Consider the following 13,724-nt stretch of genomic DNA (forward strand, 5'->3'; position numbering starts at 1 on the left):
TAGCAAGCCATTTCAGACTATTTTGATCGCTAACGGACATTTTCGCCACTTAGAACGCTCAATCCACTCTTTCCCCTTCAAATCTACTAGCTAAGTGTACGAAATGTCCGTTACATTTCCATCCTCCTCAAAGATTAGTTCTAAGAAGACGTAATGTCCGTAAAATCGCCTGCATTCTGTTCCTCCTTCTTGGGCTTCTCACAACCTTCCCGGTGCTGAAAAGTTGACTTTCTGACCTCGCATTTTAAGTACATTCATATAGTAAATAGGCGGAGAGAAGTCCGTCACCTTCTCCCTCGCCTATATTGATCTTAGACTATTGCCGGAAGGAATGCCACCCTCGGCCCTTTATTCCGCAGGAACCCCTTGGGTAACCCCGTGAATATAGGTCTGCCAAGGCGTGTCCAACGCCCCTTGACCCGGATTGTAGGTGAAGAAATACTCCACCGTATCCCCGGCTTGCAGGTTGTTGACCGGATACGTATAATTTCCGTTGCCATCTGAAATCATGGCCACATTCATCTGGCCGCCGTTATTGATCTTGTAATGCAAATCAGCGAAGGTCGCCCCATTTACATAGAACAACAGGTCGTCATCCGTCTTCTTCAGACCGCGCACCGCATCGCCGATAATCACCGAACCTTGGCCCGGACCGGGGTTTTCTCCGCCGCCTCCCGTGCTGCCCGCATTATATACACGAACATAATCCACCTGCATAGTAGCTGGAATATCCGATGGGCTTGGCGCCAGTCCGCCGTCAAAGTGCCCTCCGATCGCCAGATTCATAATGATATAGAAAGGCTGATCAAACGGCGCATTCGGATTGTTCGGAGCCGCTACCGAATACCATTGATCCCGAGTCACCTTGAAGAAGAACTTGCCGTCCACGTACCATTTGAAATTATCCTCTTCCCAAATCAGCGTGTATACATGGTAATCATTCGCAAACGTCTGTCCCTCCGGGAAGTAGTATTCTCCCGCCAGATAACGGTTCACCGGCCATTGGCCGCCAAAATGAACGGCGCCGCTAGTCGTTCCCGGCAGTCTTCCCTTCGCTTCCATGACGTCGATCTCGCCGGAAGCCGCCCATGCGCCATAGACCGAATTCTCCGGCAGCATCCACAGTGCCGGCCAAATGCCGTTGCCCGTGGGCAGCTTGGCCCGGAAGTCTACCCGGCCGTATTGGAAGGTAAAGTGATCCTTCGTGTTGATTTTACCCGAAGAGTATTGTGCATACCGGCTTGGGTCCTGCGGAAAGGACTTCGGATCATTGAGTGCGCGGATGTTTAATACCCCGTTCTGGACAAATACGTTCTGCTCGCTGTTCGTGTAGTGCTCCAGCTCCGCATTCCCCCAGCCCCAGCTATTCGGATCATCACTGATATAATAGCCGGTTTCATAGCTCCATTTGCTCGTATCAAGCTGAGTTCCAGTGAACTCATCCTGCCAGACGAGCGTCATGCCGTCAATAGCCGGGTTGCTTGGCGTACCAATTTCAATGTCCTCCTGATCCGTCACATCCGGACGAGGCGCGTTAGGATTGCCGATGAATGTATAGTAGACAAAGTTATTGCCGACACTTCCTCCGGCTTGTCCATTTTGAGGATAGCCGATCCGAATTTGCATATCCACTTGAATCGGCTGGAACCACAGCCCGTATACATAATCCGCCCAATATCCCCACTGGTTGGCATCCGACATGTTGTTGTAGCCGTTGCCTGAGTAGATGAATCCGCTTAGGGCAGAATTGCTCAGCTCCACCCATTGACCATTGATATTGATTTCATAGACGAATTTCCCCAGCTCAGAGGCAATCGGCGCACTGCCGTCTATCTTGGGCAGCGGCAACCCGATGGATCCGCTTTCGTTGGCCGTGAAGGTGGTTCCTTCATATGGGGTAAGGGTATAAGAATTTCTGACCGGCTCGTTAAATGTAATTGTATAGATGAGATCTGCAGAAGATGTCTTGGACTCCAGCTTGACATGAATCGATTCGGTTACCGTAAACCAGTAGCCACCTCCGCCTTCGGTGAATTGACCAAAATTACTGTCATAAATCCAGCCGCTGGCAGCATTATTGTCGATATCAATCCATGTATTGCTGTTGACCGGCTTCACATACACCTTCAAATCGTCAGCCACAGCCTCGTAAGTGATAGCGGGATCGTTATTGAAAATCGGATAAGTGAATCCTGCGCCGCCGGTGAAGCCTGCGGTAATTCCAGGCCCTTGGGTCGGTGTCATGGAAGTGATCGTCGTGGTATTCATGTTCTGGAACACCAGTGTATAATCAAGCGTTACTCCATTTGCTTTGGAATACAACTGAATCTCGGTCGTAGCGGAAAGGGTAAACCAGAAGCCGTTGAAACCGCCGTCGCTCCAGTGTCCCCAGTTTTGGTTATACACATAGCCTGCAGCACTATCGATATCCACCCAGTTGCCCGCAACCTTCACCTTCACGCCCAGATCGCCGGACACCTGATTCCAGGTTGCCGCTCCGCCGTTGAACACCGGCATGACAAATCCGTAACTGGCTTGTCCAACGCCTGACTTGGAGATCACAGGGCCGTCTGCCGCCGAAAAGTAAGCCATTGACGTGATGGTCCCCGCGTCTGCTGCTTGTGCTTTTCCACCCGGCAGCAGGCCTATCCCGGCTACCATGACAACTGCCAGAATCAAACTCAGCATCCTTTGTTGATAACGTCTCATAATTACCCTCCCTTAGTTAATCTCAAATGAAATATCGCAACGCGCTCGCCCTTGATAACGCTTACAAATTTCACCTCCTCTTTTTCTCTATTACTCCAATTTATTCCTAAATTGTAGTCACCTTCATTCTAACCAACCCCCAGATGCAGATAAAGGGACAATGTTTTTTATAACAGCCCATTTTTTTGGGTTTTGCAGAAGATTAAGCTGAAATATGATAAAAGACTGCCTCGGAGGGGCAGCCTTCTCGCTCAAAAATTCTATTTATACCTGTGATTCCTTCGAATACGAAACCTTGTACCGGGCCGCGTCAATCCATTTTCCGCTTGTGAAGTCTCTTCCTCGCACCTGCACATAGTCCGGATAGACCTCTACATAATAGCCCTGACTCCCCGCCTTTGCCTCATCCTCATCAGTCCACAGATAGGCAATAGAAGCCGCATTGAACATGGCTGGAAGCCGCTTCTCGCCGTCAAAATAATTGCGCGGCGCTTCCATCTCCCAATGGGTATGACCGGTGAACAGGACGGCCTGCGGATGTCGTGCTAATATTGCCTTCAGCTCCGTATCCTGGACTACACCATACCATCTTTGCTCCTCCAACGAACCGGCAACTGTGTCCTTTAAGGGTTGATGCAGGAATAGAAAGACAGGACGGTCAGGAGAAGCATCTTCCCCCAGCTTGACATCCAGCCAGTTCAGCTGTTCATCCGACAGCGAGCAGAAGATTTCCATGCCTTCCTCGGTACCCATAAAGATAAAATGATAGCCATCGATCCAATGGTCATGATAGGTCGATGCTGTCCCGGTCTCCTCGAAATAGCGCCCCAGATTCGCTTCCCATTCGCCAAAGCCGACATCATGGTTCCCCATGGTCAGATACAGCGGCGGCAACGTACCCGAAGCAGAGTTCCAGATTCGCTTCCACTCCGAATATTCCTCAGGAAGGCCATGATCCGTAATGTCGCCGATATGCATAATGCCGGCACTTCCTCGGCCATTCGCAGCAATATCCTCCAAAGCCCGCACCAGATTCAGGTTATAGACATGCGAGGCATCCGCTCTGATATGCGTATCTGTAATCACTTGAAAGGAAAGTAAAGGCTTCTGCAGCACCCTTCCCTGCTCCTCCTGATCTGTCCAATCCTCTTGAACCATTTCCGCTCACCCTTCCTTGCCGCTTATATTCAGACCGACCACACCAATCACAATAATACCGATCCACAGAATGGAGGTCAGGGTCAACTTCTCCTGAAAGATCAATCCGCCTGCCAATGAGATCAGAACAATGCCGACGCCCGACCAGATCGCGTATACCGTACTTACCTTCATATATCCTAAAGTATAATTCAAACACGTAAAGCTTGCCGCGTAAAATACAAACATCAAAATTGACGGACCCAATCGGGAAAAGCTATCCGACAGCTTCATCGACACCGTGCCGGACAGCTCCAGCACGATCGCCAGTACCAGGAGTAACCATCCCATCTATTTCACCTTCCATGCGAATTCGCTAGCTAATCCGCAGCTCAAGATAACCCGCAATGACCGTGTCTGCCGCCGGATATCCCCTCCTGCCGGTCATGCCGCCCTCATCTATTCCTATAGCCGCTGCTGTCCCTGCCGCCCGGGCCATTTGCATATCTCCATTGGTATCTCCGATCACGGCTGTTCTCTCAGCCATTACCCCTAATTGCAAGCAGGCCAGCTCAACCATATCCGGATACGGCTTGCCCTGATTTACAAGGTCAGCCCCTACACATACGTCAAAATAGGCTTGAATCCCCAGCCACTCCAGATGTTTAAGCGCCGCATCGGTCTCGTCAGAAGTAACAATGCCCAGACGGATTCCGCAGCGACGGCATTGCTCCAGAAAGGCTCGAGCACCAGGCAATAGACGCGCCGTGCGGGAGGCTTCCAATTGCTCGTCCGCCGATCGACGGCACTGCTCCGCCAACACCTTGGCCTCGGCCCAAGACAATCCGGCTTGATAACCCTCTTGGGCAAGAAGACTCATTAAATCGCTGATGGTTCCCATCGATATCGGGCTGTTCCGGTCATAGCCGGAGACCTCGCCGTTCTCGTTATAAATCATCCCCCAAGTGCTCAGCAGCTCCGGCCTTAGCACCGGGAGACCCTTCTTTGCTAATTCGTCGGAGAAGGAAGCGAGCAGATGCTCGCCCCAGCTTCCCCAGGTGTAAGTAAAGTCCAGCAACGTGCCGTCCTTGTCGAACAAGATTGCCTGCACAGCATAGACTTTGTCCTGTACACATAGTTTCGCGACAGGCAATGAGGATAGATTACTTCTGGATGCGATCGAGTTCACGTTGAGCTGTCTCCTTCGCTTCTTTCAATGCCTCCGCAGCAGATACATTACTGATCTGAACCTTATCCGCAGCGATCTTCAACGCATCACTGATCTTCCCGCCCGTAGGATCCTGGAACGGCTTGGAGCCGTGTGTGGCCTGCTTCAGCGGAACCGTAGCCTGCGGATTCTGCTCGCTGAACGCGATAAACTCCGGATTCTCCAACGCGGACTGACGCACGGCGATATAACCGGTATTCATCGACCAGAAGGCAGTGTTTTCCGCGCTCATAAAGAAGGCATACCATTTCATCGCAGCCTGCTGTTGCTCAGGACTTGCTGCTGCCGGAATTCCCGCCATAATCGCTTCGGCGGCCGGCTTGCCTTCGCCATAGCCCTCCCAGCCCGGCTGCTCCATCGCGCCGACGATGCCGAAATCCAGATCTCCCTGATCTCCGCTGGAGCCCGTGTACCCTGCCGCTTGTCCCTTCATGACATCATCAATCGTCTTGTACCAATACTCCCAGCCCTGCCCGCCGGAATGAATGCGCATGATCTTGTCTTCATGAATCCATTTGCGGAACAGATCCCAGGTTTCCACCCATTCCGGCGAATCGATCAGCACCGTCTTGCCGTCCTCACTCAGGATTTTGCCGCCCTTCCCATAGACCGCATCTATCATGTTGCCGGAGCCCCACATCGGCTCCCAGCCATAGAATACCGTCTTATCGCCTTCCTTGACCGTCATTTTCTCCGCTGCAGCAGCTAATGCTTCCCAAGTGTTCAGATCCTCTGCCTTGAGACCATGCTGTTCAAGCGCATCCTTGCGGTAATACATGACTTGTGTCGTGCCGTACATCGGGAGGAAGTATTGCTTGCCATCCACCTGGCCTTGCTCCAGGAAGGTTTGTACCACATCCTCCGGATTAAAATCCGGGGTGGCTGCAATCAGCTCATCCAGGGATGCGTAATATCCCTTGCGGGCCCAGTCCACATTGGAGGACAGAACGGCACCCGGCACCGTACCTGCTGCGATAGCCGCCTGAAGCTTCTTCTCGGTCTCACTGTAATCGGCTTGCACAATCGGCTTCACAATAACCTCGCTCTGGGAGCTATTGAACTTGTCGATCAACGCCTGCATATTCTCCCCAAGCTTCCCGCCCAGGCCATACCAGAATTCAATCGTCACCGGCTCTGTTGACTGCGTGTTATTCTTTGAGCCTACATCCCCTGCGGCCGCAGCCGAATCGGATGTATTCACTCCAGCGGTATTCGCCCCGCCGCAGCCGCTCAGAAGCAGGAATATGCAAGTCATCAGCATGGCAACAAATCTCTTTTTAACTTTAGGCATTGAATTTCCCTCCATCGTCTTTATATTGGTGTGCTTCAGCTTCATTGGTGTACTTCAGCTTCCTATCCTTTGCTTGCCCCTGCATACATATTGAAGCTTCTCATGATGGTCTTCTGTGTCAGTCCGAATAAAATCAGCAGCGGTGCAATCGTAAATGCACTGGCAGCCATGATCAGCGGCCATTTCAAGCCATAAGCCCCTCCTTCCACAAAGAAACTGCGCAGCCCGGCAGAGACCAGCTGCAAGTGCTGGCTCTTCGTGATCAGCATCGGCCAGAAGTAGTTATTGTAGTGATCAATAAAGGTGATCAATCCTAATACCGCGAATGAGGATCGCGTCAGCGGCAGCAAAATCGTCCACAGAATCCGGAAGTGGGAAGCTCCGTCGATCTGTCCGGCCTCCACCATCTCATGGGACACCTGCAGAAAGGCCTGCCTGACGAGGAAAATAGAAAACACGCTAACACAGTTGGATATGATTAGTCCCGCATAGGAATCGAGCAGCCCTAACCGGCTTAACACAATGTACCCCGGCAAATAGACGGCTGTACTGGGCACCATGTATCCCAGCAGAATCAAGCCCGTGAATGCCCCCTTCAAGCGAAACTTCATATGGGTAAGGGCATAGGCCATCATGCCGGAATTAATACATTGAAGCAGCACAATGAACGCAGCCACGAAGATACTATTGAACATGTAGCGTCCGAACGGAGCTGCCATCCAGGCCTCTGCAAACTGTCCCCAATTCGGGCTCTGAGCCCATAAGGTGGGCGGTGTTTGCCAAATCTCGTCATTGCTTTTCAGGGCGTTAGTCACCATCCAGTAGAAGGGAAACGCCATCGTCAGCGCCGCAGCCGCGAGCAGTACATGACGGCATACAGCAGCCAGACCATTCATCCTGCGCATCATTTATCCTCCTGTCTAAAAGCATCAATGATAATGGACCGTCTTGCGTCCTAACCCGAAGGAGAGCAGCGATAGCGCCATGCAAGAGATCACAAGGGTAATAGCTACAGCGGAAGCTTCCCCGATCTGAAACGAGTCAAATGCCGCTTGATAATACAGGTACAGCAAGGTTCGCGTAGAGCCTGCCGGGCCTCCCTGGGTCAGCACATTGATTTGATCGTAAGCCTGCAGTGCTGAAATCACCTGAACAATAACCAGGAAGAACGTCGTCGGTGATATCAACGGCAGTGTGACACTCGTGAATTTACGCCAGGAGCCGGCACCATCCAGCTCGGCAGCCTCCAGCAGCTCGGAGGGCACGTTCCGCAAAGCCACCAGATAGAAGACCATCCCCCAGCCGGCCGACTTCCAGACCGTCACGATCAGGATAGCGACAAGTGCCCATGCCGGATCCTCCAGCCATCGGACTCCTTCCAGACCAAAGGTTCTCAGCAGCGTGTTAGCCAAACCTACCTCCGGCTCGTAAATCCAGGACCAGACAATGGACACCGCTACAGTTGGCGTGACCCATGGCGAGAACATGAGCAAGCGGTAAATTGCTCCGCCCTTCATGTTCCGGTTCAGCAGTAAGGCGAAAGCCAAGCCGATAACGATCACAGGGATGACACTCCCGAGACAAAATAGAAGCGACACCCGAAGAGATTGATAGAATGCCGGATTATCCAAAAGAGCGCGATAGTTGCTCAGTCCGACAAACAGCTTGTCCGGGCTCATAAAGTCCCACTCCACAAAGCTGAGGTAAATAATGTAGCCCAGTGGATAGAACCAGAATAATGACAACGGGAGCATCGCAGGGAGCGTAAATAGCAGAGCCCGCAGATCTTCCCCCCATTTTAGACGCTTCATAAATCCTCCTTATATTCCATTCAACAATATTTGAATGTTTGGTATAATCTACTTAATATCTATACCTTTCTGCTCTTTGTTCAATTTTTATTGTACGTTCAAGTTTGATATAAAGGGTTATCTCTGCGTGAAACTACGATTAAATCTGTGTAAAATTTTCAAGGCAGGTGTAAAAGGATGAAGCATCCAACTTCGGGTAAAATGAATGCTCCTCTTAATTTCCGGGAGGAAATGCGGGCGCGGGTGATCGATGCGATTGCGCAGACCATGGATTTGTACGGTGTGAACTATTCCTACGGGCAGCTGTACGGGATTATGTTCTTTGAGGATCGGCCGATGACGCTGGAGGAAATGCAGCAGAAGATGAATATGAGCAAGAGCAACATGAGCTACGCCGTCCGTTCCCTGATCGGCTCCCGGATGGTCACGAAGCTGGAGGAGAAGGATGCCCGCAAGGATCTGTATCTCGCCGAGGTTGATTTCTTCAAAGCCTTCCAGGCATTCTTCGCCACCAAGCTGCAGCGGGAGATTGATGTCATGTGCAGTGCGCTGGATGTCGCTATCCCGATGCTGTCGGAGATGATTCTGGATAAGGATACGTCGGAAGAAGAGCGGCGGCTATGCCTGGAGGATCTGCATAAGCTGAAGCATGCGGCCAGCTACTATGAATGGCTCCAGCAATTCGTCCATCGGATGGAGGAGCATGATTTTTTTGAGGTAAGTGAGGGAGGAGCTTCGAAGGAGGTGCCCTCGGGGGAGGGTGATTCGAAGCAGGGTGCCTCTCGGTAAGTCTTGAATTAGCCTGGTAATGGGATTGATGGTTGGATAAGAACTTGTATTTTTGAAGGTTTTTGGATACGCTCATGATAAGGTGTCATTGAGAAGAGCCGTATCGAAAGGGAATGGATGGTGTGCTATGCCTAATCCTAGACTGAAACCACAGCAAAAATCAGCCCTCTGTGATTATTTAATTGAGCGGTTCCAGGCTCATACAGTGATCTTATTTGGATCGGCTGCGAAGGAAGAAATGCGTCCAGATAGCGATGTAGATATTGCATTCATATCACAAGTCTCTGCTCTTTCTGCTTACGAGCTTTTTATGGCTTCATCCGAATTGGCTGATCTTGTTCATCGAGAAGTAGATCTGATTTATTTTCCTCAAGCCAGCCCCGTATTCAAAGCTCAGATCATTGCCACAGGAGAGGTATTACTTGATTCAGAACCTTTGATCCGCCAAACTGCATTTATGTACGCTTTGAAGGAGTATGCTCTGCTTAATGAAGAACGGTATGAGATTATGGAGAGCTACCGGAGAGGGTGAGAACATGAACCAAGATATCCTGGCAAACAAGTCAGAAACCATTAACCGTTGTATAAAACGAATAGAAGAGGAATATGAGGGAAATTTGGAGAATCTCTTGAACTTTACCAAGCAGGACTCCATTATTCTAAATCTGCAACGTGCCTGCGAGGCGTGCATCGATTTGGCAATGCATCTTGTATCGGAAAATAAATGGGGAATTCCGCAAAGCAGTCGTGATGCTTTCGATCTACTCTTTAAGAATGGAGTTATTGACGAAGCCCTCTCCCACAATCTGAAGGCTATGGTCGGTTTCCGCAATATTGCAGTACATGATTATCAAAGTATACAAGTTGAGATTATCCGGACAATCATTGAGAAGCATTTGGTGGATTTCATTTCCTTTGCAGAAAGAATCAAACATTCGGACGATCGCTCCTCTGAAACAAGTATTTGAAGAGGGTGTTCCAAAAGTCATCATAAGATGACTGAGGGGCACCTTTTTTCATTTCGTCAAACAAAAAGAAACCTCTCTCTGGAAAATGGAGGCACCACCCAACCATAAACCGAAAGGAGACGGTTTCTTTGCACATTCGGTATAGCAAGGATCAACTCTGTTTACCAATATAGGCAATGCGGTACATTTGATCTAAGGGAAGGAAGTCCTTGGTCTAACGGACATTTTGGCTGCTTACGGTCCGCCTTTGGATGAGCCAGAATTGTAACGGACATTTTGGCTGCTTAGAGAGTAGAATCGAGTGAACCAGAGTCGTTTGAGCACCCTAAGCGCCCGAAATGTCCGTTAACACTTCAAATCATGAGAACAAGTCTGCTAAGAGTCTAAAATGTCCGTTGGGAGTTTGAAATATCCGACAGCGACTATAGGGAGGAGAAACAGCTACAGCAAGACGGATCATGACGCTGCCTTTATGCGAATGAAGGAGACCACATGCAAAACGGCCAACTAAAGCCAGGCTATAATGTTCAGGTCGGCACCGAGAATCAATTCAATATCGGCTACAGTCTGCACCAGCGACCGACCGGTACGCGCTGCCTCATTCCGCATCTTGAAAAAGTAAAATCACAGTCAGGGCTTCCGGGCACCATCATCGCCGATGCGGGCTATGGTTGCCCACAATCTGCTCAAGAAAGCAGCGGTGGACGCCAAGAGCCAAGGAGTTAAGCGAAGATAGACCGCTTTGTCCCTTGGCTTATATTAATACTCCCCTATTTTGTTGCTGAGGGTGTTCCAAAGTTTTCTTTGGGGACACCCTCCTTTTTATTTCCCATGCCTGTTCCCGCTTATCAGACAGACGCTTCCGCCAAGCCGCTGCTCGCCTCAGTTCTGCTTGAACATGCCTTGCAGCTCTTGCAGGCTGAGCTCTACGGCAGGATTGAACGCCTCCGTATTCATATACTGCGTGAGGCTATAAAACAGTTGCCTGCCTTCCGGTGTCTTCAGTATTTTGCCGTAATCCAGCGCTCCCATCAGCACCCGCCCGTTCAGGACGCGGAACTCCGAGAGCAGACCCAGCTTGTGATTGCGTTCGAAGTTGTCGATGGTCTGGACGATCGGCGTAAGCTCCTGTGGAAGCTGATCCAGAATGATCGAATGGGAGTAGGTAACCGTGCTCCACCACGAATACGTGGAATGCTCCTCACTCGGGAAATGCTTCAGAGCCGGGTGCTCGTTTTGAATGAGCAGTCCCATTGTGCCCACCGGCACCGGTCTGTTCATACTCTCCGAAATGGAGCGGAACATCGGGTAACACCAGAAGTCTGTGCTATAGAGCCCTTCAATTGTTCCGGATAATGCATCCGGTCTTGGGAGCAGCAGGATGCTTTCCCCCTTCTCAAGCAAGCTGATCATTTCCGCCGAAGGCTCCTCGAACAGATGAGCTCCCGGTGCATTCGCCAGCTCCACGCTTACCCGATTTGGATAAATCCAGAGGTCATATTTCTTCCAGATATCCGTGCCCGGAATGGAAAGCGACAGTACTACCTTCTTCATTTCTGCTGCAGCAGGCATCACCAGTTGGATATTGCCGATTTCAACCAGATTCTCTTCCGGTGTCGCCGGCACTTCCATTTCCCCGCCAGCAACGCACTTCTGCTGCCCATCCCTTATTTCCCAGACCAGCTTGCGGCCAGCTAACGACTCAGCCCGATAATAGCTAAGCTGGACCCGCGCCCGAAAGGGCTCCCCGGCTTCGTAATTGTATTTCTCGAACCGGGCGAGCAGCACGGCATCCGAGCAGAAGGTGCGCCACTCCTCAGGAGTAACCAGGCCCTTCGAATCCATAAATGCATCAAGCACACCGACAAGCGCCGTGCCCTGTCCCGGGAAATCCTGCAGATCGAGAATTTGGAAGCCCGCCATCCGTGAAGAACGCAGCGCCGCCTCCAACTCTTCCTTATAACACGCGACCGATAGCTGACCAGAGGACTCGAAGAACTTCCGAGCCAAATGCCCCATTCCCTTCGCTTCCAGCCGTTCTCGGAACACCTCAAAATTCTTCGCCTTCAGAGGCCCGGTATACTTATGAATCTCCTCAAAATTCGGGTAGACCGCATATTGTCCGATTTCGTGCGAGACCACCGGAATATGCGGAATAAGCTCGCCCTCACCGGCTGCATCCGCCTTCACGGTCCGGGCTTCGGTGCCGTACTGGATTTGAATCGTACCGTCTCCAGCCTCAGTCGACGCACTCACATCTCCACCTGCCGTTGGCACAATTCGCTCATCATAATCCATCATCGTGCCCGGACGGTCTGTCTGCACATGACCCAACGGGGCGTCGCACATCGCATAAGACCCGCGGAACAGCCGGTCTCTGGAGAAGCGTACCCCGCAGAAGAAGTCCTCCTGCTCCAGAATCACCGGCACAAACTGAAAGTTATTCGATCCCTGGGTATACAAGTGACGATCATCGAATGCCTTGTAGTCTTTTAAAATCGAGTTCAAGCGTTCATGACTGCCCCACAGCTCGTTCCCCAGCGACATCATCACAAAGGACGGATGATTGCCGAAGGCTTGCAGCATCGCAAAGCCCTCGCGGATCAAATAATCCTGCTCCTCCTGATTATGCTGTTCATGGCTTTCATCTGTAATCGTCCCCCAGAACGGCAGCTCAGGCTCCATATAAATCCCCAGCAGATCCGCAGCAATAAATGCCGCCTCTGGCGGGCAGCAGGTGTGGAAACGATAGTGGTTGATCCCATAGGACTTCGATATGCCCAAAATCCGCACCCATTCCTCCACATCTGTCGGAGCATACCCGGTCAGCGGGAAAATAAGCCCGTCATGCTTGCCCCGTAAAAAGGTCTTCCTTCCATTAATCGTGAACTTGTCTCCAGCCGCCTTGAATTCGTGCAGCCCGGTGGACAGCTCTTGCTCATCCAGAAGTTCACCGCTTTGAGTTCTCATACGAAGGGTTAGCTTGTACAGATAAGGGTTGTCCTCACTCCACAGCAAAGCATCTTCTCCGAGCTTATAGGTCACGGACAGTTGGCTGGAGGTAATAACATAATCCTGCTGAGCAGCCGAATGGGACTGTTCTCCGTTATAGCTCACCGCTGTAGCAGACAGAACCGCATCCGCACAGTTCCCCACAACCCGGGAGGTAACGGTGAAAGAACGATCCGCAAAGTTTGGATACACTTGCACCTGATCCAGAAAGGCCTCGCCGAAAAATTGCAGCTCCATCCGGCCGGTAATCCCGTTCCAGTTAGTCTGCGTATCCGGTGAGGTCAGATGACCGCCTTTCGTCGGGTAATCGGTATTATCCACGCGAATGGTCAGTGTGTGCTTGCCCGGGCTCACTACATCCGACAGATCATAAAGGTGCGGCGTATTCAGACTGTTCTGACTTCCGATCTCCTGTCCATCCACCCACACCTTGGTCACGCGAGTCCGCTCCAGGAACAAGAAACAGCTCTTGCCGCTGAGGGAGGCAGGAATCTCAACTTCACGTTCAAACCAGGCGTAGCCCTCGAAAGCGTATTCATCAGTCAGACTACTAATCAGCGCCTCGGTATTCTTCTGTCCCTTTCCAGCGTGGGAGGTGGTGTTCGGCAGGTTGATCGTATCTTGATAAGGGGACTGCGGCGGCTGTTGCTTCTTCTCTTTATCGAGTTCCAGTCTCCAGTCTCCGGCTAAATTGAGCTTTTCCAGCACAGCTCTCATCCTCTCGTTATTCATTGGTGGGTTTATCGTACCATAAACGCGCGTTCACTACTATATCCTGA

At 51.1% G+C, this 13,724-nt stretch carries 11 protein-coding genes and 1 pseudogene; 4 read left to right on the top strand and 8 right to left on the bottom strand.

The features are described 5' to 3' along the window. Positions 1–348: 348 nt before the first annotated feature. The 7 genes from TX85_RS19275 to TX85_RS19305 all read right to left on the bottom strand — a co-directional run bounded on the left by TX85_RS19275 (position 349) and on the right by TX85_RS19305 (position 8,176). Positions 349–2,709, bottom strand: a complete 2,361-nt coding sequence (locus tag TX85_RS19275; protein WP_044481371.1) for a glycoside hydrolase family 16 protein — start codon at positions 2,707–2,709, stop codon at positions 349–351. 264 nt (positions 2,710–2,973) lie between these two features. Next, complete coding sequence (locus TX85_RS19280) at positions 2,974–3,867, bottom strand: metallophosphoesterase family protein (RefSeq protein ID WP_044481372.1); 894 nt, start codon at positions 3,865–3,867, stop codon at positions 2,974–2,976. Between the two features lie 6 nt (positions 3,868–3,873). Next, complete coding sequence (locus tag TX85_RS19285) at positions 3,874–4,197, bottom strand: DMT family transporter (RefSeq protein WP_044481373.1); 324 nt, start codon at positions 4,195–4,197, stop codon at positions 3,874–3,876. 25 nt (positions 4,198–4,222) lie between these two features. Then, positions 4,223–5,035, bottom strand: a complete 813-nt coding sequence (locus TX85_RS19290; protein WP_233500799.1) for an HAD family hydrolase — start codon at positions 5,033–5,035, stop codon at positions 4,223–4,225. After that, entirely contained in the window at positions 5,010–6,365 is a 1,356-nt protein-coding gene (locus TX85_RS19295; RefSeq protein ID WP_233500800.1) for an ABC transporter substrate-binding protein, read from the bottom strand. The genes TX85_RS19290 and TX85_RS19295 overlap by 26 nt, the downstream gene beginning before the upstream one ends. A 62-nt stretch (positions 6,366–6,427) precedes the next feature. Further along, the gene (locus tag TX85_RS19300; protein WP_044481375.1) at positions 6,428–7,270 is read right to left on the bottom strand and encodes a carbohydrate ABC transporter permease; all 843 of its coding nucleotides are present in this window, start codon (positions 7,268–7,270) and stop codon (positions 6,428–6,430) included. Positions 7,271–7,294: 24 nt separating this feature from the next. Beyond that, positions 7,295–8,176, bottom strand: coding sequence for a carbohydrate ABC transporter permease (locus tag TX85_RS19305; RefSeq protein ID WP_044481377.1), 882 nt, complete (start codon positions 8,174–8,176; stop codon positions 7,295–7,297). A gap of 177 nt (positions 8,177–8,353) precedes the next feature. Here TX85_RS19305 and TX85_RS19310 point away from each other — a divergent pair, with 177 nt between their 5' ends. The 4 genes and pseudogenes from TX85_RS19310 to TX85_RS19325 form a co-directional block, all read left to right on the top strand. Continuing rightward, a complete protein-coding gene (locus tag TX85_RS19310; protein WP_044481378.1) occupies positions 8,354–8,965 on the top strand; it encodes a GbsR/MarR family transcriptional regulator in 612 nt (203 codons plus the stop codon). 52 nt (positions 8,966–9,017) lie between these two features. Continuing rightward, the gene (gene mntA, locus TX85_RS19315) at positions 9,018–9,497 is read left to right on the top strand and encodes a type VII toxin-antitoxin system MntA family adenylyltransferase antitoxin (RefSeq protein WP_148444388.1); all 480 of its coding nucleotides are present in this window, start codon (positions 9,018–9,020) and stop codon (positions 9,495–9,497) included. Positions 9,498–9,501: 4 nt separating this feature from the next. Further along, complete coding sequence (gene hepT / locus TX85_RS19320; protein ID WP_044481380.1) at positions 9,502–9,933, top strand: type VII toxin-antitoxin system HepT family RNase toxin; 432 nt, start codon at positions 9,502–9,504, stop codon at positions 9,931–9,933. 427 nt (positions 9,934–10,360) lie between these two features. After that, positions 10,361–10,617: pseudogene (locus tag TX85_RS19325) on the top strand (IS1182 family transposase); the annotation flags it as partial. 198 nt (positions 10,618–10,815) lie between these two features. Here TX85_RS19325 and TX85_RS19330 read toward each other — a convergent pair. Next, complete coding sequence (locus tag TX85_RS19330; protein ID WP_233500801.1) at positions 10,816–13,677, bottom strand: sugar-binding domain-containing protein; 2,862 nt, start codon at positions 13,675–13,677, stop codon at positions 10,816–10,818. Between the last annotated feature and the right edge of the window lie 47 nt (positions 13,678–13,724).

Source organism: Paenibacillus antibioticophila (assembly GCF_000455265.1).
Lineage (GTDB): Bacteria > Bacillota > Bacilli > Paenibacillales > Paenibacillaceae > Fontibacillus > Fontibacillus antibioticophila.

Excerpts from the sequence above, each read along its gene's own strand:
- TX85_RS19275 (WP_044481371.1), bottom strand. The coding sequence starts at position 2,709 with ATGAGACGTTATCAACAAAGGATGCTGAGTTTGATTCTGGCAGTTGTC.
- TX85_RS19280 (WP_044481372.1), bottom strand. The coding sequence starts at position 3,867 with ATGGTTCAAGAGGATTGGACAGATCAGGAGGAGCAGGGAAGGGTGCTG.
- TX85_RS19285 (WP_044481373.1), bottom strand. The coding sequence starts at position 4,197 with ATGGGATGGTTACTCCTGGTACTGGCGATCGTGCTGGAGCTGTCCGGC.
- TX85_RS19295 (WP_233500800.1), bottom strand. The coding sequence starts at position 6,365 with ATGCCTAAAGTTAAAAAGAGATTTGTTGCCATGCTGATGACTTGCATA.
- TX85_RS19300 (WP_044481375.1), bottom strand. The coding sequence starts at position 7,270 with ATGCGCAGGATGAATGGTCTGGCTGCTGTATGCCGTCATGTACTGCTC.
- TX85_RS19305 (WP_044481377.1), bottom strand. The coding sequence starts at position 8,176 with ATGAAGCGTCTAAAATGGGGGGAAGATCTGCGGGCTCTGCTATTTACG.
- TX85_RS19310 (WP_044481378.1), top strand. The coding sequence starts at position 8,354 with ATGAAGCATCCAACTTCGGGTAAAATGAATGCTCCTCTTAATTTCCGG.
- hepT (WP_044481380.1), top strand. The coding sequence starts at position 9,502 with ATGAACCAAGATATCCTGGCAAACAAGTCAGAAACCATTAACCGTTGT.
- TX85_RS19330 (WP_233500801.1), bottom strand. The coding sequence starts at position 13,677 with ATGAATAACGAGAGGATGAGAGCTGTGCTGGAAAAGCTCAATTTAGCC.